A 24,986-nucleotide genomic window follows, 5' to 3' on the forward strand; every position below is an offset into this window, starting at 1 on the left:
TGCGGTTCTCGGGCAGTCGGGGAGTTCACGAGGCGAACAGCTGGCGTTCGCGGTCCAGGTGCGCCTGCGCGACCACGTCGAGCAACGGGTCGGACAGGTCGGCGAGTCCGGTCGCCGCGAGATCCGCCGTCCGGTCACACAGCTCGGAGAGCGCGAAGGTGCAGGCAGCCACGTCCGCAGGGTCGAGGGCGAGCAGGCGCTGCGCGGCGATCGCGGACCCCGTCATCGTGGTGTAGACGAGGACCATCGCGGCCTCGGCATCGCTCATCCCGCAGACCCGCGCGGCCTCGCCGGTTGCCACCGCCAGGTGCGGGCGGGAGCCGAGAACCGACCAGTCGTGCTCGGGCCACACGCGTTTGGACAGCCGCAGCAGCCCCCGGCCCTGGGCCCGGGACGCGGCACGCCCCGCGGGGGACGGGGTCCGCGCGTCGGTCTCCGCATCGGCCTCGCCCGTGGCGAGCGCACCGCCGCACACCGCCGCGGCGATCGACCCGGCGACCAGCCCGGTGCTGCCGACCCGCCTGCGCAGGTAGGCGTCGAGCGTCGCGAGGTCCCGCACCAGCCCGCAGGCGATGGCCTCCTCCACTCCCCCGGAGTGCACGTGACCTCCGGTGGGCAGCCGGGAGTCGGCCAACGCAAGCAGGTTCGCCAGTCTCGAGGTCATCGCGTACGCACCGCCATCAGAACAGGAAGTACCGCTGGGCCATCGGCAGTTCGGTGGCGGGCTGCTCGCGCCACACCTGCCCGTCGATCCGCACGGTGAACGTGTCGGGGTCCACCTCGATGTGGGGTCGCGCGTCGTTGAGCGGCATGTCCGCCTTGCCCCGTGCGCGCACATCGAGCACCGGCACCAGCCTGCGGTCAACGTTCAGCCGGTCGGCGAGCCCGTCCTCGATCGCCTGCGGGGCCACGAAGTGCACCGAGGTCGCGGCGGCCACCTTCGGGGCGGCGCCGAACATCGGCCTCGGCAGCACCGGCTGCGGGGTCGGGATCGAGGCGTTGGCATCGCCCATCGCGGCCCAGGCGATCGCGCCGCCCTTGATCACGGCATGCGGACGGACCCCGAAGAACGCGGGCTCCCAGAGCACCAGGTCGGCGAGCTTGCCCACCTCAACCGACCCGATCTCGGCGTCCAGTCCGTGCGCGATCGCCGGGCAGATCGTGTACTTCGCCACGTAGCGCCTGGCCCGGTTGTTGTCCGCGGCGCCGTCACCGGGAAGGGCCCCGATCCGGCGCTTCATCACGTGCGCCGACTGCCACGTGCGCAGCACCACCTCACCGATCCGACCCATCGCCTGCGCGTCGCTGCCGATCATCGAGATGGCGCCCATGTCGTGCAACAGGTCCTCCGCCGCGATGGTCGACGGCCGGATCCGGCTCTCCGCGAACGCCAGGTCCTCGGGGATGGACGGGTCGAGGTGGTGGCACACCATGAGCATGTCCAGGTGCTCGTCGAGGGTGTTCACCGTGTGCGGGCGGGTCGGGTTCGTCGAACTGGGCAACACGTGCCCCTGCGCGGCAACGGTGATGATGTCGGGCGCGTGCCCGCCGCCCGCCCCCTCGGTGTGGTACGCGTGGATCCCGCGTCCCGCGATGGCCGCGAGGGTGTCCTCGACGAAGCCGGCCTCGTTCAGTGTGTCCGAGTGGAGCGCGACCTGGACGCCCGCCGCATCGGCGACGGACAGGCAGGCATCGATCGCCGCCGGGGTCGAGCCCCAGTCCTCGTGCAGCTTGAATCCGGAAGCGCCGCCGCGCAACTGCTCCCACATGGATTCCGCGCTCACGGTGTTGCCCTTGCCGAGCAGCGCGATGTTCATCGGCCACCCGTCGAGCGCCTCCAGCATCCGCGACAGGTGCCAGGCGCCCGGCGTCACGGTGGTGGCCTTCGACCCCTCGGCCGGGCCGGTGCCGCCGCCGATCAGAGTGGTGATCCCGCCACCGAGAGCTTCCTCCATGATCTGCGGGCAGATGAAGTGCACGTGGCAGTCGATCGCGCCCGCGGTCAGGATCCGCCCGTTACCCGCGATGATCTCGGTGGACGGTCCGACCACCAGGTCGGGATGCACCCCCGTCATGGTGTCCGGGTTGCCTGCCTTGCCGAGCGCGACGATCCGGCCGTCCCGGATCCCGACGTCTGCCTTGATGATTCCCCAGTGGTCGAGGACCACCACCCCGGTGATGACGGTGTCGGGCGCCCCTTCGGCGCGGGTCGCGCGGCCCTGTCCCATGGATTCGCGGAGCACCTTGCCACCGCCGAAGACGGCTTCCTCGCCGGCCAGCCCCGGACCGCCGGAGCGATCCTCGGTGATCTCGATGAACAGGTCGGTGTCGGCCAACCGGATCCGGTCGCCGGTGGTGGGTCCGAACAGGGCGGCATAGCGGGGCCTGCTCAACGAGCTCATCAGCGGTCCAGCTTTCCTGGTGCGGTCAGATTCAGGCCGTGCACTTCACGGGTGCCACCGATCGGGACCAGGCTCACGCGCTGGCTCAGCCCGGGTTCGAAGCGAACGGCGGTACCCGCGGGGATGTCGAGACGGAGCCCGTGCGCGGTCGCGCGGTCGAACCGCAGCGCCGCGTTCGCCTGCGGGAAGTGCACGTGGCTGCCGACCTGGATCGGCCGGTCGCCGACATTGAGCACCTCGAGCTCGGTCCGCGGCGCGCCGGGATTCAGCTCGATCTCGCCGTCGGCGCAGCGGATTTCACCGGGGATCATCTGCTGCTCCTACGCGATCGGATGGTGGACGGTCACGAGCTTGGTGCCGTCCGGGAAGGTGGCCTCGACCTGGACGTCGGCGAGCATCTCGGGCACGCCCTCCATCACGTCCTCGCGGCCGAGCACCTCACGACCGGACGCCATCAACTCGGCGACGGTGCGGCCGTCCCGCGCGCCCTCGAGCAGGTGGTCGGTGATGATGGCCACCGCCTCGGGATGGTTGAGGAGCAGACCCCTGCCCCTGCGACGCCTGGCGAGTTCGGCGGCATAGCTGAGCAGCAGCCGTTCCTGCTCATGGGGCGACAGGCGCATCCGTTCTCCTTGTCATGTGCCGGGCTGGTGCCCGGAGGGGCAATGGTGCCACGCGGACCGGGAGCGATCTCATCCTCCCCGGCCGGTTGATACGGCTGTAAGAAGACCGAAACATGCAGGCAACACGCCTCTCTCGACGCTGCGACGGCCCGCGGGAGCGGATCGCCAGTAGCATCGAGCCTGTGACCGAGGCGACGGAACGCACCAGCCCGCCAGTCGTGTTGCGCGTGCTCGTGTACAGCGACAACGCGAACACCCGCGCCCAGGTCATCAGTGCGATCGGGACGCGGCCCGACCCGGAGCTGCCGAAACTGGAGTACGTCGAGGTGGCGACCGGCCCCGTCGTGATCTGGCACCTGGACGCGGGCGGCATCGACCTGGCCGTCCTGGACGGAGAGGCGACCCCCGTCGGCGGGATGGGCATCGCCAAGCAACTGAAGGACGAAATCCGCGACTGCCCGCCGATCGTGGTGCTGACCGGCAGGCCCGACGACGCCTGGCTGGCCAACTGGTCGCGGGCCGAGGCCTCGGTGCCGCGGCCGATCGACCCGATCCGCCTCGCCGACGCCGTCGTCACCCTGCTGCGCGCCGCCGCGTAGCTCCGCGGTTCGCCGCCGGACACGCCCGCGAACCACCGAGCGCGAACTCCCCAGACCGGTAGGGTGAGATGTAGCTCACATCGACCCGAGTCGGGATAGTGCGGCTCGTTCGGCCGGAGTGATCGCGCGGGAAGTGCTTCGGATCTTGGGAGCGTGGTATGGGGCGAGCCTGGCAATTCGGACCGACGAGTCGGTCCGAGATCGACTGCCGCATCGGTCCCGCGCGCGTGCTGGAACGACCGTCCGGAACCGGGCGGCCAGGCTCGCACAGAGGGGAGCTCACCCGGCATGAACGTCTACGTGCCGATCCTCGTACTCGGAGCGATCGCAACGGGATTCGCGATCTTCTCGGTGATGGTCGCCTCGATCGTCGGCCCGAAGCGGTACAACCGGGCCAAGCTCGAGGCGTACGAATGTGGCATCGACCCGATTCAGCAGCCGGCGGGCGGCCAGGCTCCGGGCCAGCGCATCCCGGTGAAGTACTACCTGACGGCGATGCTCTTCATCATCTTCGACATCGAGATCGTCTTCCTCTATCCCTGGGCCGTGCATTTCGACGCACTGGGCATCTTCGGTCTCGGCGCGATGGCCCTGTTCATCTTCAACGTGGCCGTTGCCTACGTGTACGAATGGCGCCGGGGCGGCCTGAGCTGGGACTGAGCTCCCGTTCGCGCAGTGCCGGAATCGATCTCAAGCGAAATCCGAACCGAGAAGAGTAGCGAGATGGGTCTCGAGGAGAAACTGCCGAGCGGCTTCCTGCTGAGCACGCTCGAGGGGCTGGCGGGTTTCGCCCGAAAGGGCTCCCTATGGCCGGCGAGCTTCGGCCTCGCCTGCTGCGCGATCGAGATGATGGCCACCACGTCGGGGCGCTACGACCTCGCCCGCTTCGGGATGGAGGCGTTCCGCGCCTCGCCGCGGCAGGCGGATCTGATGATCGTCGCGGGCCGGGTCAGCCAGAAGATGGCCCCGGTCCTCCGCCAGATCTACGACCAGATGGTCGAACCCAAGTGGGTGCTGGCGATGGGGGTGTGCGCATCCTCGGGCGGCATGTTCAACAACTACGCGATCGTGCAGGGCGTCGATCACGTCGTCCCCGTGGACATCTACCTGCCAGGGTGCCCGCCGAGGCCGGAGATGCTGCTGAACGCGATCATCACGTTGCACGAGAAGATCCAGCAGATGCCGTTGGGCGCCAACCGCGAGGAGGCGGTGCGGGCCGCCGAGCAGGCCGCGCTGGCCTCCACCCCGACGTTCGATCTCGGCACCCCCGGGGGTCTGCTCCGGTGACCAACAAGGAAAGCGACCGCGACGAGGAAGCCCGGCGGATCGACGCGGAGGCGACCGTGGGCCCGGAGGGTGCCGTGCCGTCGGCGCACCCCGAGGACGAGGAGCTGATCGGCGTGCGCCGGGGCATGTTCGGGGTGCGCGGCACCGGCGACACCTCCGGCTACGGCCGGCTGATCCGCCCGGTCACCGCGCCAGACAGCGCGCCTCGCCCTTACGGCGGCTACTTCGACGAGGTCGCGGACGCCCTCGAGGCGGCGCTCACCGAGGCGGGTACGCCGTTCGAGGAGGCGATCGAGAAGGTCGTCGTCTTCCGGGACGAGCTGACCTTCCACGTCCGGCGGCAGCACCTACCTCTGGTCGCGCGGACCCTGCGCGACGAACCCGATCTCCGATTCGAGCTGTGCCTCGGCGTGAACGGCGTGCACTATCCGCAGGACACCGGCCGGGAACTGCACGCGGTCTACCCTCTCCGGTCGATCACCCTCGGCCGCCTGATCAGGCTCGAAGTGTCGGTGCCCGACGGCGATCCGCACGTTCCGTCCCTGTACGGGGTGTACCCCACGAACGACTGGCACGAACGGGAGACCTACGACTTCTTCGGCATCGTGTTCGACGGTCACCCCTCGCTGACCCGGATCGAGATGCCCGACGACTGGCAAGGCCACCCGCAGCGCAAGGACTACCCGCTCGGCGGTATCCCCGTCGAGTACAAGGGCGCGCAGGTGCCCCCGCCGGACGAGCGGAGGGCGTACAACTGATGAACGAGACCGAACTGAACCTCACCGTCACGGGACAGGACTGGGACGAGGTCGTCTCCTCCACCGGGACATCCGGGGCCGAGCGCATCGTCGTCAACATGGGCCCGCAGCACCCGTCCACGCACGGGGTCCTCCGGCTCATCCTCGAGATCGAGGGCGAGACGGTCACCGAGGCGCGCTGCGGAATCGGCTACCTGCACACCGGGATCGAGAAGAACCTCGAGTACCGCAACTGGATGCAGGGCGTCACCTTCGTCACCCGGATGGACTACCTGTCGCCGTTCTTCAACGAGACCGCGTACTGCCTCGGGGTGGAGAAGCTCCTCGACATCACCGACCAGATCCCGGAGCGGGCCAACGTCATCCGGGTGATGCTCATGGAGCTCAACCGGGTCTCCTCCCATCTGGTGGCGCTGGCCACCGGCGGGATGGAGCTGGGCGCGATCACCCCGATGCTCTTCGGGTTCCGCGAGCGCGAGTTGATCCTCGATGTCTTCGAGGTGATCACCGGCCTGCGGATGAACCACGCATACATCCGTCCCGGCGGCCTCGTCCGGGACCTACCTCCTGGCGCGGACCGGAAGGTTCGCGAACTGCTCGCGATCATGCCGAAACGACTGCGGGACATCGAGTTGCTCCTCAGCGACAACGCGATCTGGAAGGCCCGCACCGAGGGGATCGGCTATCTCGACCTGACCGGCTGCATGGCACTCGGCATCACTGGTCCGGTGTTGCGAGCCACCGGCCTCCCCCACGACCTGCGCAGGAGCGCGCCCTACTGCGGCTACGAGGACTACGAATTCGACGTCATCACCGCCACCGGCAGCGACTGCTACGGGCGCTACCGGATCCGGGTCGACGAGATGGCTGAGTCGCTGAAGATCGTCGAACAATGTCTCGACCGACTGCGGCCCGGCCCCGTCATGGTCGCGGACGAGAAGATCGCCTGGCCTGCCGATCTCGCCCTCGGCAGCGACGGACTCGGCAACTCCCCCGAGCACATCGGCAAGATCATGGGGACCTCCATGGAATCGCTGATCCACCACTTCAAGCTCGTCACCGAGGGGCTCCGGGTACCGCCGGGACAGGTCTACACCGCGGTCGAGTCGCCCCGAGGCGAGCTGGGCGTGCACATGGTCAGCGACGGCGGCACCCGCCCGTTCCGGGTCCACTACCGGGACCCCTCGTTCACCAATCTCCAAGCAGTGGCGGCCATGTGCGAGGGCGGGATGGTGTCCGACGTCATCGCCTCGGTTGCCAGCATCGATCCGGTCATGGGCGGAGCTGATCGCTGATGTTGCAGGGACGAGGCGACGAGCGCGCGACCAACGTGTCCGTGAGCGGGCCACCCGGTGCCACCGGACCGATCTTCCTCGAGCTCGGGCCGCGTCCGGACGAGAAGGGTCAGCTGGTCCGCCCCGGTGCCCGCGCGGACTACCCGCCCGATGTCCACGCCCGGTTGGCGGCGGATGCGGCGGAGATCATTGCGCGCTACGGCGAGACGAGCGCGGTCCCGGAGGCACGCTCGGCGCTGTTGCCACTGTTGCACCTCGTCCAGGCCGAGGACGGCTACCTCACCCCGGCCGGAATCGAGTTCTGCGCAACGCGACTCGGCCTCACCGGGGCCGAGGTCACCGCGGTGGCGACCTTCTACTCGATGTACCGCCGCAATCCGACCGGCGACTTCCACGTCGGGGTCTGCACCAACACGCTCTGCGCGGTGATGGGTGGCGATGCGATCGCCGCCGCCCTGGAGGAGCATCTCGGCGTCGGCAACGGCGACACCACCGCCGACGGCAAGATCACGCTCGAACGCATCGAGTGCAACGCGGCGTGTGACTTCGCCCCTGTCGTGATGGTCAACTGGGAGTTCTTCGACAACCAGACCCCTGACTCGGCCAGGGAGCTGGTCGACGGCCTCGCGGCAGGCGACGAAGTCACCCCGACCAGGGGCGCCCCGCTGTGCACCTTCCGGGAGACCGCCCGGATCCTCGCCGGCTTCCCGGACACCAGGCCAGGCGCGCTCGAGGCGGGCGGCGGCGCGGGTGATCCCACCGTGGTCGGCCTGCGAATCGCCCGCGAACTGGGGATGGAGGCGCCCGACGTCGCTCCCCCGCCCGAACCCGCCGCCTCCCCCGACGAGACGGACCAGCCGCTGGCCGACGCGGCGCCGGAGCCGTCCGCCTCGCCCACCTGGTTGTCCCCTGTCCTCAGCCGGTACTGGGACGACCCCCGATCCTGGACGCTGGAGACCTACCGCAGGCACGACGGCTACCTGGCGCTGGACAAGGCCCTGCGCATGGATCCCGATCAGGTGATCGGGACCGTGAAGGACTCGGGTCTGCGCGGACGCGGGGGTGCCGGATTCCCCACCGGCACCAAATGGGGGTTCATCCCACAGGAGCGGAGCCCGCAGAGCGACCCGAATGCACAAACGAAAGATGCAGACGGCCCCGCGCCCAAGCCGCACTTCCTGGTCGTGAACGCGGACGAGTCCGAGCCCGGCACCTGCAAGGACATGCCGCTCATCCTGGCAACACCGCACGCACTGGTCGAGGGCGTGATCATCGCGGCATACGCCATCCGCTCGAGCCGCGCCTTCATCTACCTGCGGGGTGAGGTCGTGCCGGTGCTGCGCCGTCTGCAGGCCGCGGTTGTCGAGGCCTACGAGGCGGGGTATCTCGGCCGGGACATCCTCGGCTCCGGCTACGACCTGGAGTTGGTGGTGCACGCGGGCGCGGGGGCCTACATCTGCGGCGAGGAGACCGCGCTGCTCGACTCGCTCGAGGGCCGCCGCGGACAACCCCGGCTGCGTCCGCCGTTCCCGGCGGTGGCCGGCCTGTACGCGAGCCCGACCGTGGTCAACAACGTCGAATCGATCGCCAGCGTCCCGCCGATCATCCTGCGCGGGGCGCAGTGGTTCCGCTCCATGGGCAGCATGGAATCGCCCGGCTTCACCCTGTACTCCCTCTCCGGCCATGTTGCCCGACCCGGGCAGTACGAGGCACCGCTGGGCATCACCCTGCGCGAGCTGCTCGAGTACTCGGGCGGCGTGCGGGCCGGTCATTCACTCAAGTTCTGGACCCCGGGCGGATCGTCGACCCCCCTCTTCACCGCCGATCACCTGGACGTCCCGCTGGACTACGAACACGTCGCCGCGGCCGGCTCGATGCTCGGCACCAAGGCACTGCAGATCTTCGACGAGACCACCTGCGTTGTCCGAGCGGTGCTGCGCTGGACCGAGTTCTACGAGCACGAGTCCTGCGGCAAGTGCACCCCCTGCCGCGAGGGCACCTACTGGCTGGTCCAGATCCTCGAACGACTGGAGGCGGGCGACGGCACCGAAGCGGACCTGGAGAAGCTGCTCGACATCTCCGACAGCATCCTCGGGAAGTCGTTCTGCGCCCTCGGCGACGGCGCGACCAGCCCGATCATCTCCTCCATCAAGCACTTTCGTGACGAGTACCTGGCGCATTTCGAGCTCGGCCGGTGCCCGTTCGATCCGGACCGGTCCACTCTCCACGACGCTGGCGACTGCTCGCAGGTCGCTCGAAACAACACAGCGACAGGACACATCTGATGACGGTGAACACGAACAGCGACGCGGCGGAACTGCCCGTCCCCGAGGAGCTCGTGTCGGCCACCATCGACGGCGTCCCGATCGCGGTTCCCAAGGGAACGCTGGTGATCCGCGCCGCGGAGATGGTCGGCATCCAGATCCCCCGGTTCTGCGACCATCCGCTGCTCGACCCGGTCGGCGCCTGCCGCCAGTGCCTGGTCGACGTCGAGGGTCAGCGCAAGCCGCTCGCGTCATGCACCACGACGGTCACGGACGGCATGACGGTCCACACCCAGCTCACCTCGCCCGTCGCGGACAAGGCGCAGCGGGGCGTGATGGAACTGCTGCTGATCAACCATCCGCTGGACTGCCCGGTCTGCGACAAGGGCGGCGAGTGCCCGCTGCAGAACCAGGCGATGTCCAACGGCCGGACCGAATCGCGGTTCGGCGGGGTCAAACGCACCTTCCCCAAACCGATTCCGCTTTCCTCCGAGGTCCTGCTCGACCGGGAGCGGTGCGTGCTGTGCGCCCGGTGCACCCGCTTCTCCCAACAGATCGCGGGCGACCCGTTCATCGAGCTGTTGGAGCGGGGCGCGCTGCAGCAGGTCGGCATCTACGCCAAGGAACCGTTCGAGTCCTACTTCTCGGGCAACACCGTGCAGATCTGCCCCGTCGGCGCGCTGACCGGTGCCGCCTACCGGTTCCGTGCCCGGCCGTTCGACCTGGTGTCCAGCCCGAGCGCCTGTGAACACTGCGCCAGCGGGTGTGACCTCCGCACCGATCACCGCCGCGGCACCGTGTTACGCCGGATGGCGGGCGACGACCCGGAGGTCAACGAGGAATGGAACTGCGACAAGGGCAGGTGGGCGTTCACCTACGCCACCGCCCCCGATCGCATCACCACACCGATGGTCCGCGCCGAGGACGGCACGCTGGTGCCCGCCTCCTGGCCCGAGGCACTGGCAACGGCTGCGCGCGGTTTGACCTCCGCAGTAGGGAGTTCCGGCGTTCTGGTCGGCGGGCGCTCCACCCTGGAGGATGCCTACGCCTACGCGAAGTTCGCGCGGGTTGTGCTCGGCACCAACGACATCGACTTCCGCATCCGGCCGCACTCCGCGGAGGAGGCTGATTTCCTGGCCGCCCGTCATCGGGTCACGGCTACGTACCGCGACCTGGAGAACGCGCCGACCGTACTGCTCGTCGGGTTCGAGCCCGAGGAGGAGTCACCGATCGTCTACCTGCGACTGCGGAAGGCCGCGCGACAGAGCGCGCTCGCGGTGCTGTCGATCGCGCCCTACGCCAGCCGCGGCCTGGCGAAGATGTCGGGCCGGCTCTTGCAGACGGTGCCTGGCGGCGAGGCGGCGGCGCTCGACTCGCTGAGGGAGTCGGAGCTGCTGCGGATGGCGGGCGCCGTGATCATGGTCGGCGAGCGCCTCGCGGCGGTCCCTGGTGCGCTGTCCGCCGCGATCCGACTCGCCGATCGGACCGGGGCCCGGCTGGTGTGGGTACCCCGCCGGGCAGGCGACCGGGGTGCGCTGGAGGCGGGTGCCCTCCCGCAGCTGCTGGCCGGCGGCAGGCCGGTCGCCGATGACGCCGCGCGCAGGTACGTGGCACAGGCGTGGGGCCTCACGGATCTGCCTGCGATGCCGGGCCGGGACTCCGCGGACATCCTCGCCGCCGCGCGCGACGGCCGGATCGGGGCGCTGGTGGTCGGAGGGGTCGAGCCGGGCGATATGGCCGACCCGCGGGCCGCCCTGGCCGCCATCGAGGCGGCCGGTTTCGTGGTCAGCCTGGAGTTGCGCCGCAGCGAGGTCACCGAACGCGCCGATGTGGTGTTCCCCGTCGCCCCGGTGACGGAGAAGCCGGGCACCTTCCTCAACTGGGAGGGCCGCCCTCGTGTCTTCGGCGCCGCGCTTCCCGGCGGTGGCGCCATGCCCGACCAGCGGGTGCTGGACGCCATCGCCGACCGGATGGGCACGCCGCTCGGGCTTCCCGACGCCGCGGCCGCCCGCGCCGAACTCGCGCGGCTCGGCCCGTGGGACGGTGTGCCGCCCGCCGCGCCGGACGTCGCACCCGCCGAGCCGACGCGGCCGGGCCCGGGCGAGGCGGTCCTGGCCGGTTGGCGAATGCTGCTGGACTCCGGCCGCATGCAGGACGGGGAGCCGCACCTCGCGGGCACCGCGCGCACACCGGTGCTGCGTCTGTCCGCCGCCACCGCCGCCGAGATCGGTTCCGCCGAGGGGGATCCGGTGACCGTCAGCACCGAGCGGGGATCGATCACCCTGCCCTTGGCCATCACGGATCTGCCGGACCGGGTGGTGTGGCTGCCGCTGAACTCCCCCGGGTCCGCGGTGTTCCGGGAGCTCGCCACCCTCCCCGGCGGCGTCGTCCGCATCCATTCCGCGACAACCGGAACGGAGCGGTGATGGACACGGGGAGCGGTTACACCGCTAGCGACTGCTTGCAGGTCGCTCGAAATTACACCGATCTGTCGGCCTTCGGCCACGATCCGTGGTGGCTCGTCCTCGGCAAGGCCCTTGCGGTCTTCGTCTTCCTCGTCCTGACCCCGCTGCTGGCGATCCTCGTCGAACGCAAGGTGCTGGCCTGGATGCAGATGCGGGTGGGGCCCAACCGGGTCGGTCCGAAGGGAACGCTGCAGAGCCTGGCCGACGGCATCAAGCTGGCACTCAAGGAGGGCATCGTCCCGAGCGGCGTGGACAGGCCGGTTTACCTGCTGGCACCGATCATCGCGGTGGTGCCGGCCTTCATGGCGTTCGCCGTGATCCCGTTCGGCCCCGTGGTGTCGGTCCTCGGCCACCAGACTCCGCTGCAACTCACCGATCTGCCGGTCGCCGTCCTGTACATCCTCGCGGTCACCTCGGTCGGCGTGTACGGCATCGTGCTCGCCGGGTGGGCGTCGGGCTCGACCTACCCGCTGCTGGGCGGGTTGCGCTCGACGGCACAGGTCATCTCGTACGAGGTCGCGATGGGGTTGGCGTTCGCCGCGGTATTCCTGTGGGCGGGCACCATGGCCACCTCGGGCATCGTCGCCGCACAGGAAGGCACCTGGTACGTCTTCCTGCTCCTGCCCTCGTTCCTCATCTACGCCACCTCGATGGTCGGCGAGACCAACCGCGCGCCGTTCGACCTCCCGGAGGCCGAGGGCGAGCTGGTCGGCGGCTTCCACACCGAGTACTCCTCGCTCCGCTTCGCGATGTTCATGCTCGCCGAGTACATCAACATGGCGACCGTCTCGGCACTCGCCACCACGCTGTTCCTCGGTGGCTGGCACGCCCCGTGGCCACTGAACATGTGGGACGGCGCGAATTCCGGATGGCTTCCCCTGCTGTGGTTCACGGCCAAGGTCTGGGGCTTCCTGTTCGTCTTCATCTGGTTGCGCGGGACGCTCCCCCGGCTGCGTTACGACCAGTTCATGAACCTCGGCTGGAAGATCCTGATCCCCGCCGCACTGGCCTGGATCCTGGTGGTCGCCGCGATGCGGACCCTGCGGAACGAGGGGTACGGCTCCCTGCAGGTCTTCCTCTTCGGTGCGGGGACGGTCGTCGCACTGGTAGCCCTCGGACTGGTGTGGCGACGGCTCCGGTCTGCACCGAAGCCCGCGGCAGCGCCCGTGCCACACGTGGCCGGGGGCCCGATCGCACCCCAGGTCGAGGAGCCGTTCGACCCCATGGCGGGCGGTTTCCCTGTTCCGCCGCTACCCGGCCAGATTTTGCCCGCGTTCAGCCGCACCCCGGTATCCACGGGCGCCACCACCAAGGAGGGCGACGATGGTTGAGTTCCTAGGTCCCCTATCGGGATTCGGCGTGACCTTCCGAACGATGTTCGCGAAGCCCAACACCGAGTTCTATCCGGAGGAGAAAACACCGACCGCCCCCGGCTTCCACGGCAGGCATCAGCTCAACCGCTACCCGGACGGGCTGGAGAAGTGCATCGGGTGTGAGCTGTGCGCCTGGGCCTGCCCCGCCGACGCCATCTATGTCGAGGGCGCCGACAACACCGAGGCCGAACGCTATTCGCCCGGTGAGCGATACGGCCGCGTGTACCAGATCAACTACCTGCGGTGCATCGGATGCGGACTGTGCATCGAGGCCTGCCCGACCCGGGCGCTGACCATGACCGACGACTACGAGATGGTCGACGACAACCGGGCCGGATTGATCTACGAGAAGGATCGCCTGCTGGCGCCGCTCGAGCCGGGCATGACAGAGCCGCCACACCCGATGCAGCCGGGGAGCACGGACAAGGACTACTACCTCGGCACCGTGCGGCCGGACGCGGAGGACCCCACCCCCGAGGACCCCACCCAGGAAGAGCCCGCACCGGAAGATGGGTCGCACGCGTGAACGCGGTCGCCGCCGCGGCGCTACTCGCCGCCGAGCCCCTCGAACGCACGTCCACGGGCGAGGCGGTCCAGTTCTGGGTCCTCGCCGTGGTGGCCGTGATCGGCGCCCTCGGCGTCGTATGCGCCACCAAGGCCGTCTACTCGGCCATCTTCCTCGCGCTGACCATGATCATTCTCGCGGTCTTCTACATCGCCCAGGACGCGCTCTTCCTCGGCGTCGTGCAGGTCGTCGTCTACACCGGCGCGGTGATGATGCTGTTCCTGTTCGTCCTCATGCTCATCGGCGTCGACTCCTCCGACTCGCTGGTCGAAACGCTTCGCGGCCAACGAATCGCCGCGATCGCGGCGGGGCTCGGATTCGGGGTGCTGCTGATCGCGGCCATCGGCACCGCGTCCGTCTCCTTGAGCGGTGGCGCGGCCGAGCCGGGCGAGCTGCCTGCGGGCAACGTCGAGGCCCTCGCGGAACTCATCTTCATCCGCTACGTGTGGGCGTTCGAGCTGACCGGCGCGCTGCTGATCACCGCGACCATCGGCGCCATGGTGCTCGCACACCGCGAGCGGTTGTGGCCGCGCGCGGACCAGCGGGAGCTCTCCCGCGACCGGGTTCGCCGCTGGAGCGAGGGAGCGACGGGCGGCGATCGGGTGACCCCGTTGCCGAGTCCCGGCGTCTACGCCCGCAGCAACGCGGTCGACATGCCCGCACTGCTGCCGGACGGGTCGTACGCCCCGTCGTCCGTCAGCCGCATTCTCCAGCAGCGATACATCTCGGCACCCGAATCGGAGACACCCGGAGAGGAGGGCACGCGGTGAACCCCGAGAACTACCTGTACCTGTCCGCCCTGCTGTTCACCATCGGTGCGGCGGGCGTCCTCGTCCGCCGCAACGCCATCGTCGTGTTCATGTGCATCGAGCTGATGCTGAACGCGAGCAATCTGGCCTTCGTGACCTTCGCCCGGATGCACCAGAACCTCGACGGCCAGGTCTTCGCGTTCTTCACCATGGTGGTCGCCGCCGCCGAAGTCGTTGTCGGCCTGGCGATCATCATGACCATCTTCCGCACCCGACGTTCGGCCTCGGTCGACGGCGCGAATCTCCTGAGGTACTGACGTGACCGGGGGGATCTGGCTGCTGCCCGCCCTGCCGCTGCTGGGGGCCACGGTGCTGCTGCTCGGCGGCAGGCGAACCGACCGGTGGGGCCATCTGTTCGCCTGCGGGATGGCGTTGGCGTCGTTCGCGGTCGGTGTCGTGTTCTTCGCCCAGATGCTGGGCCGCGACACCGCCGATCGCGCCCTGTCCGAGGATCTCTTCAGCTGGCTACCCGCCGCGGGCCTGCAGGTGGACTTCGGGCTCCTGCTGGACCAGCTGTCGATCTGCTTCGTGCTGCTCATCACCGGGGTGGGCTCGCTGATCCACATCTATTCGGTCGGCTACATGAAAGACGATGTGGCCAAGCGTCGTTTCTTCGCCTACCTCAACCTGTTCCTGGCCGCGATGCTGCTCCTGGTGCTCGCCGACAACTACCTCGGCCTGTATGTCGGATGGGAGGGCGTCGGCCTCGCGTCCTACCTGCTGATCGGCTTCTGGCAGTTCAAGCCGTCGGCGGCGACCGCGGCGAAGAAGGCCTTCGTGGTCAACCGCGTCGGCGACATGGGCCTGGTCGTCGCGATCATGATGATGTTCGCGACGTTCGGCTCGATCAACTTCAGCGGCGTCTTCGCCGCGGCGGACGGGGCGAGCGAGTCCGCGGTCACGGCAATCGGATTGGCGCTGCTGCTCGCGGCCTGCGGCAAGTCGGCCCAGGTGCCGCTGCAGTCCTGGCTGGGCGACGCGATGGAGGGCCCGACCCCGGTGTCGGCGCTGATCCACGCCGCCACCATGGTCACCGCGGGCGTCTATCTCATCGTCCGGTCCAATGTGATCTTCGATCTCGCGCCGAGCGCGCAGCTCGCCGTCGTGGCGGTCGGCGCCGTCACCCTGCTGTTCGGCGCCATCATCGGCTGCGCCAAGGACGACATCAAGAAGGCGCTGGCGGCGTCGACGATGAGCCAGATCGGCTACATGGTGCTCGCCGCGGGACTCGGCCCCGCGGGGTACGCGTTCGCGATCATGCACCTGCTCACCCACGGCTTCTTCAAGGCGGGACTGTTCCTCGGCGCCGGGTCGGTGATGCACGGGATGAACGACGAGACCGACATGCGCCGCTACGGCGGATTGCGGGCGTTCATGCCGATCACCTTCGTCACGTTCGGGCTCGGCTATCTGGCGATCCTCGGCATCCCCCCGTTCTCCGGCTACTTCTCGAAGGACAAGATCATCGAGGCGGCGTTCGGCGCGGGCGGCACCGAGGGCATCGTCCTCGGCACGGCCGCCCTGCTCGGGGCGGGCATCACCGCGTTCTACATGACCCGGGTGATGCTGCTGACGTTCTTCGGCACGCCCCGATGGCGAGAGGAACGACCAGAAGGCACAGGAGCGGAGCCTGCGGAGCGACCAGAAGGCACAGTCGCCCACCCGCACGAGTCGCCGGGCGTGATGACGTGGCCGATGATCCTCATCGCGATCGGTTCGGTCACCTCCGGCGCGATCCTGGCCTTCGGTGGGGCGCTCCAGCATTGGCTCGAACCGGTGGTCGGCTCCCACCATCCCGATCTCGCCGTCCCCGTGTGGGTGATCACCGTGACCACCCTGGTCGTCGTGCTCGCCGGTGTAGCAGTGGCCTATCGGCAGTACGCGGGGCAGAAGATCCCCGAGGTCGCGCCAGCCGCGGTCTCCCCACTCACCGTCGCGGCCCGCAGGGATCTGTACGGCGACGCAGTCAACGAGGCGGTGTTCATGCGTCCTGGCCAACATCTGACGCGGTGGCTCGGGTACTTCGACGGCAGGGGCATCGACGGCGCGGTGAGCGGGTTGACCGCGGCGATCGCCGGCACCTCGGCGCGGATCCGACGGCTGCAGACCGGCTTCGTCCGGACCTACGCCCTGTACATGTTCGCGGGCGCGGGCGCGGTGGCCGCGACGATGGTGCTGGTGGGTCTGCGATGAGCATGCCCTGGTTGACCGCAGTCTGGGTGGCCCCGCTCGTCGGCGCCGCAGCCGTCCTGGCACTGCCCGCGGACAAGCACCGGCTCGCCCGGTCCGTCGCGCTCGGCACCGCGCTCGTGGTGCTCGGGCTGGCCGTGGCCGTGGCTGTCGGTTTCGATCCGGCGGGCGCGCAGTACCAGTACGTCGAGTCCCACGCCTGGATCCCGGCTTTCGGCACCCGGTACACCCTCGGGGTGGACGGCATCGCGCTGGTGATGGTGCTGCTGACGACCGTGCTGGTGCCGCTGCTGCTGCTCGCAGGCTGGAACGACGTCCCCGAGCCGGAGCCGATCGGCAGGCGCAGGATCCACTTCTACGTGGCGCTCATCCTGGTGGTCGAATCGATGGTGCTGGTGGCGTTCACCGCCCTCGACATCCTGCTGTTCTACGTGTTCTTCGAGGCGATGCTGCTCCCGATGTATTTCCTCATCGGCGGATTCGGCGGGACCGATGCCAGCGCGGTGACCCGGCGGGCCAGCGTGCACCGGTCCCGCGCGGCGGTGAAGTTCCTGCTGTACAACCTCTTCGGCGGCCTGATCATGCTGGCCGCGGTGATCGGACTGTATGTGGTGACGGTGCGGGAGGGCAGCCCGCTACCGGGTGGGACCTTCGACTTCCGCGAGATCGTCGCGGCCGCCTCCACGGGCGGACTCGGCGTCGATCCCGGCGTCCTCAACGCGCTGTTCCTCGGCTTCATGTTCGCCTTCGCGGTGAAGGCGCCGCTGTGGCCCTTCCACACCTGGCTGCCGGGAGCGGCCACCGCCGCCACCCCGGCCACCGCGGTGCTCATGATGGCCGTCGTCGACAAGGTCGGCACCTTCGCGATGCTCCGCTACTGCCTGCAACTCTTCCCCGAGTCGTCCGCGTACTTCGCGCCGCTGATCGTCACGCTGTCGGTGATCGGCATCGTCTACGGCGCGTTGCTGGCGATCGGTCAGACCGACGTGATGCGGCTGATCGCCTACACGTCGATCTCGCACTTCGGGTTCATCATTCTCGGCATCTTCGCGATGACCAGTCAGGGGCAGGCCGGCTCGACGCTGTACATGGTCAACCACGGCATCTCGACCGCTGCCCTGTTCCTGGTGGCCGGATTCCTTGTCTCCCGCCGCGGCACCAGGGCCATCGCCGCGTACGGCGGCGTGCAAAAGGTCGCCCCGGTGATGGCAGGCACCTTCCTCGTCGCGGGCCTCGCGACCCTGTCCCTGCCCGGGCTGGCCCCGTTCGTGAGCGAGTTCCTGGTCCTGGTGGGCACTTTCACCCGCTACCCGGCCGCCGCGCTGATCGCGACCAGCGCGCTGGTGCTCGCGGCGATCTACGTGCTCTGGCTGTATCAACGCCTGATGACCGGTCCGGTGACCGAGGACAACAAGCGCATCCGCGACCTGGTGCCCCGCGAACTCGCGGTCGTGGCCCCGCTGATCGCGCTGCTCCTCGTCCTCGGCTTCTACCCGAAACCGGTCCTCGACATCGTCAACCCCGCGGTCAGTCAGATCATGACCACGATCGGTCAGCACGATCCCGCACCGACCGACCCGGCCCTCACCGGCCTCGTCGCCGATCAGGACAATCACGGAGGTGCGCCCCGATGACGTCCCACGAAGCCCTCGCCCAGGCGGCACTGCCCGCACCGGACATCGAGTACGGCCGGCTCGCGCCGATGTTGATCGTGTTCGGGGTGGCGGTCGTGGCGGTGATCGTCGAGGCGTTCGCGCCCACCCGCGGCCGCCTCACCAGCCACCTGGTGCTCAGTCTCGGCGGCCTGGGCGCGGCGTTCGTCGCGGTCGTGCTGCTGAGGGGAGATCACGGCACCGCCGTCATGGGCGCGGTCGTCGTCGACGGCCCAACCCTGTTCCTGCAGGGCACGATCCTGCTGGTCTCGATCCTCGCGGTGTTGCTGATCGCCGAACGCAGCGGACTGCGGGCCGCGGGCGGGGCGCGGCGGTCGGCGGTCGCCTCGGTCCCGAGTCCAGCGGCCGGGGTCGGCGGCATCGACGCCTTCGCCCCCCAGGCGGCCGCGGTGCCCGGCAGCGTCGACGAACTGGAGGCGACCAGGGCGGGAGTGATGCAGACAGAGGTGTTCCCGCTGACGCTCTTCGCGGTCGGCGGGATGCTGCTGTTCCCCGCGGCGGGTGACCTGCTCACCATGTTCGTCGCGCTCGAGGTGCTGTCGCTGCCCCTGTACCTGCTCTGCGGACTGGCCAGGCGCAGGCGCCTGCTCTCCCAGGAGGCAGCGCTGAAGTACTTCTTGCTCGGCGCGTTCTCCTCGGCGTTCTTTCTCTACGGCGTGGCGTTGCTGTACGGCTACGCGGGCACGGTGCGGCTCGCGGGCATCGCCGACGCCATCGCCGACGGCGGCGAGCAGCGGCCGGTGCTGGCGTTGCTCGGCGCCGGGCTGCTGAGCGTGGGCCTGCTGTTCAAAGTCGGTGCGGTGCCGTTCCATTCGTGGGTGCCCGACGTGTATCAGGGCGCCCCCACCCCGGTCACCGCCTTCATGGCGGCGGCCGTCAAGGTCGCCGCGTTCGGCGCCATGCTGCGCATCTTCTACGTCGCCCTGCCGGAGTTGCGGGCGGACTGGCGTCCGATGCTGTGGGCCGTCGCCATCGCGACCATGCTGATCGGTGCCGTGCTGGCGATCACCCAGACCGACGTCAAACGCATGCTCGCGTACTCGGCGATCGCCCACACCGGATTCATCCTCACCGGCCTGATCGCCGGGAACGACGCGGGACTCTCGGCAACGATGTTCTACCTGCTCGCCTACGGCTTCAGCACGCTCGGCGCCTTCGCCTGCGTGATGTTGGTTCGGGACGGGCACCAGGAAACCACCGACATGGCCGGCTGGGCCGGCCTCGGCCGACGCTCACCGCTGTTCGCCGCGGTCTTCGCCCTGTTCCTGCTCTCGTTCGCCGGAATCCCGTTGACCAGTGGGTTCGTCGGAAAGTTCGCGGTGTTCCGGGCCGCCGCCGAGGGCGGGGCCGTACCCCTCGTCATCGTCGGCGTGATCAGCAGCGCGATCGCCGCGTTCTTCTACGTGCGGGTCATCGTGCTGATGTACTTCTCCGACCCGACGCCGGAATCCGAGGCGACGACGGTGGTCGTGCCCAGCACCGCGACCGCGGCCGCGATCTGCCTGTGCGCCGTCGTCACGCTGATGCTCGGGATCCTGCCGCAGCCCGTGCTCGACCTGGCGGACCGGGCGGCGCAGTTTCTCACCTGATGCGAAGCCGGTGGGCAGCGGAGGGTTCCTAATTGTTTTCTACGCGGGCTTGATCGGCTGCGTAGCGTGGCCCTCCGCGCACGGTGTGGGTGTGACGCTCATGGGTTCCTGGCACTCGCTGTGGGAGATGCCTTCACACAGAGAACGGCGCGGCTCACCCGGTGCGGAGGGTTTCGGTGGTGTCCTGCTCGTGGTGCGAGCCGGCCGCAGGGTTCAACCTCTCGTTTGGCGTTCACGAGCTTCAAGCTCTTCGATAGATCGAGGCCCCTGCGGTGTGCTGGCGTCACGGCACGACTGATGAGATGACGGACCCGCATCCTGCGTGAGTCCTGCAATTAAGGCGTCGTGTGACTCCACTTCGGTTCGACCGACTGTGTTCCTCGACGTGGCAGGAGAGTGGATGTGGACCGTTTCTGCGGAATCGATTGGGCCGATGATCATCACGACATCGCCGTCATCGACGACACCGGGACTGTGCTGGTCAAGGGACGGGTGAGCAACGACGCGGACGGGTTCGCTCGTCAGCTCGAGATGCTCGCCAACGCCGGTGACAGTCTGGAGGATCCGATCCCAATCGCGATCGAAACCGATCGCGGCCTGTGGGTCGCAGCCCTGCAGGCAACCGGCCGTGTTGTCTTGCGATCAATCCACTCTCGGCGTCGCGTTATCGGAGCCAGCGGGCCGTGTCTGGTGCGAAGTCTGATGCGGCGGACGCGGTGATGTTGGCGAACATCCTGCGTCTCGATGCTTCCTCACATCGGACAATCCCGAAGGACACCGATCTGGCACGCGCGGTGAAGGTTCTCGCCCGCGCCCAACAAGACGCAGTATGGGCGCGGACCGCCCTCGGCAACCAGATCCGATCGTTGCTCAAGGACTACTTCCCGGCCGCGTTGATCGCGTTCGACGCGCTCAGTGGCGGTGGCATCACCCGGGCCGACGCGCGGACGGTCCTTCTCACAGCTCCGACTCCGGCTGCTGCTGCGAAGCTGACTCCCACCAGGTTGCGGGCATTGTTGAGGAAGGCGGGCCGGCAACGCAATGTCGATGCCGACCCGGCGCGTTTGCGGGAGGTCTTCCGCGCCGTGCAGTTGCGCCAGACCGAGTTGGTTGAGCACGCAATCGGCATCCAGCTGCAAACGCTCGTTCAGCGTCTCGATGCCGCCGGCGCTGCGTCGAGGCTCTGACAGCAGCGACGACCGAGCAAATTGAACGGCATCCCGACGCGGAGATCATCACCAGCTTTCCGGGACTCGCCGCGGTCAGCGGTGCACGGCTGCTCGCCGAGATCGGTGACGATCGAGCACGATTCGCCGATGCCAGAGGGTTGAAGGCGTATGCCGGCGCATCACCGGTCACTCGAGCCAGTGGCAGGAAGACCGTGGTGATGCACCGGCAGATCAAAAACAACCGTCTCGCGTCGGTCGGATCGTTCTGGACGCTCGTCGCGATCCAGAACTCACCCGGTGCCCGAGGGCACTACGACCGACGGCGCGCGTCCGGGGACTGGAGCCGACAAGCCCAACGCCACCTGTTCAGCAAACTCCTCAGCCAACTTCACGCCTGTTTGAGAACCGGACAGTCATACAACGAGGAGCAAGCCTTCCCGATCAGAACATCAGTAGCTGCATGATTCGTGCGCGTTCCATGCCGCGGCCTACGGGTGGAATCCCATGGTTGACTCGTTGCCGTTGTGGTCGTCCTCAACCACCGTGGTTCTCGACAGTCGTACGCCGAGCATGGTGACGATGACTGCAGCGAGAGCGCCGACAACGAGCCCTATCGTGGGGAAAGTGAGGTATGTCGGCGCCAAATCCACATGCAAGGGTGCCCCTTCGATCGCGTATGGATCGGACGAAGGTGTCGTTGACGCCGTTACCAGCAGCGCCGGCGGGTAGATGACACTCGCGGCGGTGACGACGAGTCCAACGAGAAGCCCCGTGACACAGATGAACGGAACTGCCAGCCAACCCCCGGATCTCCCATTCCAGATCCACTGCAGTCCACAGAGCGACGCGAACGCGCCGATCAGCGCCCCGACCACCGCGCCCAGCACCGGCAGCAAGAGCGCCATAGGCATCCATGCTGGCCCGGCGAGATACACGAAGTGGTCGAACACGATCATGAGTCCCGGCTCGGAGCTCGGGGGTCTCAATTCAGGTGGTACTGGCGCGTGCTCGAGAGCGCCATACGGGGCGGTCGAGCGCCATCCAGGAATCCCCACCGCACCGACGGCCAGTCCAAAGGCGGCGAACCACGCAACAGTTCCGAACGATAGGTGTCGCCGACTCTTCACTTCCGTCACGCTCTAATCATGCAGGGCTGCATCTTGTGTGGGCGCTCGACTTGACGCTTAGCGAACTGAGATGTCTGTGTGCCCGTCAGAACGAACTGCGTTCGAACAGGGCTGCCTGGCGTGATGCGGGCCGGCAAGGGAAGTACCGGTCCGCTCCTCGCTGGACAGCCGCCGTTGATGCCCTGGCCAGAACCGACACTTGAGAAATCTAGGGATGATCCTCGGGTTGCCCGCGGGACATCCACTTCTCATCCGATTCTCCGCGCCCTGGTCTATCCAGCCGTTCGATGAGCGCCGTTCCGCCGGCAAGGAGTACGAGAAAGCCAGCAACGAGCGCGATGGCGACTACCAATTTTGTCCCCCTGTGGACTACCTGCAGCGGTGTGCAGGTCTACTACGCGGACCACCCCGGCCGCATTCCCCGGTCCGGAGGCTACCAACTAGTTCGCCGCCGCAACGAGGGCTTTGGAGTATTCATCCGGCCTTGGACCACCCACTACGCGGTGAGCGGCACCGTCTGCTCACATCTCGGCGTGACATCCGAGGAAGTAGGAACTTTTCTCCCAGCATGACAAGCACGACACCAATCCCAACCCCGATGACCCGTCCCGACCACGAGGTATCTATGACGCTGGATGCAACGGCAAGCGCGATGCCGAGGACGACAATCGTGCCATCCCAATACGGGTTCCGGCGTTGCCGATCGACCTGCCGGTGATCGACTGGATTCATCGGTTCAGTCACTGCATCGCCTTCCTTTCCCGATAGCGCCAGACGCGACACTACGAGCAACTCTCCTATCCCAACGAAAACTCCGTTGGACGCGGCCCTAGGTGTGCCCGGCCACGCCCCGATCAGCCGACTGCTACCAACATGATGGCCGGCCGGGCGCCCTGGCCGTTGCGGGATGCGACTCCTGGCTCGCAACCAGCCCGAGGCCGCCACCTATTTACAAATATTGTTAGGTTGTCAGATTTCTGCCTTTACTACATTCCCATGCTGGTTGACGCACATTTTTGGAATGCTAACAAGATAACCCGCATATGGATTTCGAAAATGCATCCCCTATTCCGGGTTGGCCATTGACGCAAAAACCCGAATGAAGCATCCTTGGCTCGAGCGGAGATAAGTCCGCCAACCCGCCAACCAGGGAGATCCATGAAGGTTCGTTCTCGTGTCGCGTTGACCACTATTGCAATGGCCGCAATTCTCCCTCTTGGCGGAGTTGCAAATGCTGCGCCGTCCACTCCTGGTGAAGAGATTCAGGGGACCGGAACAGATGGTTCACAAATCAGCTGGCAAATCCCCAACGACGGCCTTGCCAAACGAGGCGGCGCTACACCATCGCTCGACACCCTCCCTGGCGCTTCAACGTCGTTCGACACCAAGACTGGCCCGAACGGCGAGGTCTCGACCACGATCACCATCCCCGACGCGGCGGCGCCGAGCCGCTACGAATTCCCCCTTAACCTGCCGGCCGGCTTCACCACCGATCCTCAGGAAGATGGGTCGATCACCGTGAACAACGCCGCCGGCCTCCCGGTCGGCAGCTTCGCGAAGCCATGGGCGACCGATGCGAACGGTGGCACGATCTCCACTTCGCTGAAAGTAGAAGGAAACAGTCTCGTTCAGCACGTCGACTTCACCGAGGAAACAGCCTTCCCCGTGACCGCCGATCCCTCCTGGAACTGGGGATGGGTGTCCGGCCACATCTATCTCAACAAGCATGAGACTGGCCTGATGGCGGTAGGGGCAGGCGCGGCCAGCTGGCTTCCGAATCCGGGCGCGATGTGGGGCGGGCGGACACTTGCCGCCATTGCCTCGACGGCCACGGCAACCGGTCAGTGCGTTCAGTTCAAGGTAGGCTTCGGCCTTGGCGGACTCCCGTTGCTGCCCGGCTCCCCGCTTCCGTTCGGTGCCGGCATTCTGGGTGTCGACTACTACTCGGGTGGGTACTGCAGCTGATGTGGATCATCATCACGATGGCCGTCGTGGCCGTGATCGTCTACACGATCGCGGCCACGGCGGCCCGTTGGTTGGAGCGGCCGACTACGGCAACCGTTGTCCGGTTCGGTGGTTGGGCTGTGCTCGTTGCGACGATCGCCGTCCTCGCGTGGGTGGCGTCGTATGCGAGCACAGACGCGCTGTTGGGTCTGGTTATCGGCGCTATTGTGGCACCCATTCTTGTCGGGAAGATCTGGGCCAGAATGAACTCGCGCGAGGATGCTAGATAGTCCGGAGTCCCCGTCCCGGCTCTGAATATGGAGTGCAATTCGCACGACTAACAACCTGAGGTTGTGAATATCGGCCGTAAATCCGTAAATCAGCGGCGCCGTTGACGTGACTGACCAGCCTCCATCATGCATGCATACATGCGATATTTGGCATGCGATCTCACCGCTAGATACTCGCAGGTAACTTTCGAAGACAATGCCCCCGAAATGCACTAGGATTGCATGCTCTAAGTATCTAAATTTACAAGTCAGACACGGAGTGCAAGTGGGGATCAGCGGGGGGTCACATCTACCAAATGCAGACAAGGGAACATCTAGCCACCTCTTTGGATCCCATCGAGGCGAACTACAGCCATATACGGCGCTACCTACCGTCCAAGGGGGACCGCAACGGTCACCTCAACCGGAGGATCGATCGCTGAAGGGCGCGACGCTTGCGCCCTTCGGGACTCGGCTCCCTATCGAGGTACAGCGCCAACTGAAGATGACTTGCGCAGCCAAGGGCCTCCGCATGCAGGACGCAGTGCTCGACGCCGTTCGAGACTGGTTGATGCGTCAGGAGTC

The 24,986-nt window shown here is 67.6% G+C and carries 21 protein-coding genes and 1 pseudogene; 17 read left to right on the forward strand and 5 right to left on the reverse strand.

Features of this window, described 5'->3' with window-relative positions:
* Positions 1–25: 25 nt before the first annotated feature.
* Genes FCG67_RS11075 through FCG67_RS11090 form a run of 4 tightly spaced genes read right to left on the reverse strand, consistent with a single transcriptional unit; the run spans position 26 to position 3,025 of the window.
* Complete coding sequence (locus tag FCG67_RS11075) at positions 26–664, reverse strand: urease accessory protein UreF (protein ID WP_136909735.1); 639 nt, start codon at positions 662–664, stop codon at positions 26–28.
* Between the two features lie 16 nt (positions 665–680).
* Entirely contained in the window at positions 681–2,402 is a 1,722-nt protein-coding gene (locus tag FCG67_RS11080; RefSeq protein WP_136909737.1) for an urease subunit alpha, read from the reverse strand.
* Positions 2,402–2,713 carry an urease subunit beta gene (locus FCG67_RS11085; RefSeq protein ID WP_136909739.1) on the reverse strand — a complete coding sequence of 104 codons (312 nt, stop codon included), beginning with the start codon at positions 2,711–2,713 and terminating at the stop codon, positions 2,402–2,404. Before FCG67_RS11085 ends, FCG67_RS11080 begins: the two co-directional genes overlap by 1 nt.
* Before the next feature lie 9 nt (positions 2,714–2,722).
* Complete coding sequence (locus FCG67_RS11090) at positions 2,723–3,025, reverse strand: urease subunit gamma (protein ID WP_027501480.1); 303 nt, start codon at positions 3,023–3,025, stop codon at positions 2,723–2,725.
* 182 nt (positions 3,026–3,207) lie between these two features.
* On the opposite strand from FCG67_RS11090, the gene FCG67_RS11095 reads away from it, so the two are divergent.
* The 15 genes and pseudogenes from FCG67_RS11095 to FCG67_RS11165 all read left to right on the forward strand — a co-directional run bounded on the left by FCG67_RS11095 (position 3,208) and on the right by FCG67_RS11165 (position 21,525).
* The gene (locus FCG67_RS11095) at positions 3,208–3,624 is read left to right on the forward strand and encodes an Rv3143 family two-component system response regulator (protein ID WP_136909741.1); all 417 of its coding nucleotides are present in this window, start codon (positions 3,208–3,210) and stop codon (positions 3,622–3,624) included.
* Positions 3,625–3,912: 288 nt separating this feature from the next.
* Positions 3,913–4,284: an NADH-quinone oxidoreductase subunit A gene (locus FCG67_RS11100; RefSeq protein WP_097213343.1), complete on the forward strand. Its 372-nt coding sequence runs from the start codon at positions 3,913–3,915 to the stop codon at positions 4,282–4,284.
* Positions 4,285–4,347: 63 nt separating this feature from the next.
* Positions 4,348–4,911, forward strand: a complete 564-nt coding sequence (locus tag FCG67_RS11105; RefSeq protein WP_097213344.1) for a NuoB/complex I 20 kDa subunit family protein — start codon at positions 4,348–4,350, stop codon at positions 4,909–4,911.
* Between the two features lie 56 nt (positions 4,912–4,967).
* Positions 4,968–5,669 carry an NADH-quinone oxidoreductase subunit C gene (locus FCG67_RS11110; protein WP_246045013.1) on the forward strand — a complete coding sequence of 234 codons (702 nt, stop codon included), beginning with the start codon at positions 4,968–4,970 and terminating at the stop codon, positions 5,667–5,669.
* A complete protein-coding gene (gene nuoD / locus FCG67_RS11115; protein WP_136909743.1) occupies positions 5,669–6,964 on the forward strand; it encodes an NADH dehydrogenase (quinone) subunit D in 1,296 nt (431 codons plus the stop codon). The genes FCG67_RS11110 and nuoD overlap by 1 nt, the downstream gene beginning before the upstream one ends.
* Positions 6,964–9,249, forward strand: a complete 2,286-nt coding sequence (gene nuoF, locus FCG67_RS11120; RefSeq protein ID WP_136909745.1) for an NADH-quinone oxidoreductase subunit NuoF — start codon at positions 6,964–6,966, stop codon at positions 9,247–9,249. Before nuoD ends, nuoF begins: the two co-directional genes overlap by 1 nt.
* Positions 9,249–11,654 carry an NADH-quinone oxidoreductase subunit G gene (locus tag FCG67_RS11125; protein ID WP_136909747.1) on the forward strand — a complete coding sequence of 802 codons (2,406 nt, stop codon included), beginning with the start codon at positions 9,249–9,251 and terminating at the stop codon, positions 11,652–11,654. Before nuoF ends, FCG67_RS11125 begins: the two co-directional genes overlap by 1 nt.
* A 35-nt stretch (positions 11,655–11,689) precedes the next feature.
* Entirely contained in the window at positions 11,690–13,024 is a 1,335-nt protein-coding gene (nuoH, locus tag FCG67_RS11130) for an NADH-quinone oxidoreductase subunit NuoH (RefSeq protein ID WP_425467823.1), read from the forward strand.
* Positions 13,017–13,592: an NADH-quinone oxidoreductase subunit NuoI gene (nuoI, locus tag FCG67_RS11135; protein ID WP_136909751.1), complete on the forward strand. Its 576-nt coding sequence runs from the start codon at positions 13,017–13,019 to the stop codon at positions 13,590–13,592. Before nuoH ends, nuoI begins: the two co-directional genes overlap by 8 nt.
* Positions 13,589–14,401, forward strand: coding sequence for an NADH-quinone oxidoreductase subunit J (locus FCG67_RS11140; protein ID WP_136909753.1), 813 nt, complete (start codon positions 13,589–13,591; stop codon positions 14,399–14,401). Before nuoI ends, FCG67_RS11140 begins: the two co-directional genes overlap by 4 nt.
* The gene (gene nuoK, locus FCG67_RS11145) at positions 14,398–14,697 is read left to right on the forward strand and encodes an NADH-quinone oxidoreductase subunit NuoK (RefSeq protein WP_097213351.1); all 300 of its coding nucleotides are present in this window, start codon (positions 14,398–14,400) and stop codon (positions 14,695–14,697) included. The genes FCG67_RS11140 and nuoK overlap by 4 nt, the downstream gene beginning before the upstream one ends.
* 1 nt (position 14,698) lies before the next feature.
* Positions 14,699–16,633 carry an NADH-quinone oxidoreductase subunit L gene (gene nuoL, locus FCG67_RS11150; RefSeq protein WP_136909755.1) on the forward strand — a complete coding sequence of 645 codons (1,935 nt, stop codon included), beginning with the start codon at positions 14,699–14,701 and terminating at the stop codon, positions 16,631–16,633.
* Entirely contained in the window at positions 16,630–18,264 is a 1,635-nt protein-coding gene (locus tag FCG67_RS11155) for an NADH-quinone oxidoreductase subunit M (protein ID WP_136909757.1), read from the forward strand. Before nuoL ends, FCG67_RS11155 begins: the two co-directional genes overlap by 4 nt.
* A complete protein-coding gene (nuoN, locus tag FCG67_RS11160; RefSeq protein WP_136909759.1) occupies positions 18,261–19,892 on the forward strand; it encodes an NADH-quinone oxidoreductase subunit NuoN in 1,632 nt (543 codons plus the stop codon). Before FCG67_RS11155 ends, nuoN begins: the two co-directional genes overlap by 4 nt.
* 402 nt (positions 19,893–20,294) lie before the next feature.
* Positions 20,295–21,525, forward strand: a pseudogene (locus FCG67_RS11165) (IS110 family RNA-guided transposase).
* A 24-nt stretch (positions 21,526–21,549) separates the two neighbouring features.
* On the opposite strand, the gene FCG67_RS11170 reads toward FCG67_RS11165, so the two are convergent.
* On the reverse strand, positions 21,550–22,197 hold the full coding sequence (locus FCG67_RS11170; protein WP_136909761.1) for a hypothetical protein: 648 nt from the start codon (positions 22,195–22,197) through the stop codon (positions 21,550–21,552).
* 1,149 nt (positions 22,198–23,346) lie between these two features.
* Between FCG67_RS11170 and FCG67_RS11175 the strand changes: the two genes are divergently transcribed.
* Positions 23,347–24,153 carry a hypothetical protein gene (locus tag FCG67_RS11175; RefSeq protein WP_136909763.1) on the forward strand — a complete coding sequence of 269 codons (807 nt, stop codon included), beginning with the start codon at positions 23,347–23,349 and terminating at the stop codon, positions 24,151–24,153.
* Positions 24,153–24,422: a hypothetical protein gene (locus tag FCG67_RS11180; protein ID WP_136909764.1), complete on the forward strand. Its 270-nt coding sequence runs from the start codon at positions 24,153–24,155 to the stop codon at positions 24,420–24,422. Before FCG67_RS11175 ends, FCG67_RS11180 begins: the two co-directional genes overlap by 1 nt.
* Positions 24,423–24,986 lie beyond the last annotated feature (564 nt).

The sequence above is a fragment of the Rhodococcus oryzae genome, assembly GCF_005049235.1.
Taxonomy (GTDB): Bacteria; Actinomycetota; Actinomycetes; order Mycobacteriales; family Mycobacteriaceae; genus Rhodococcus_G; species Rhodococcus_G oryzae.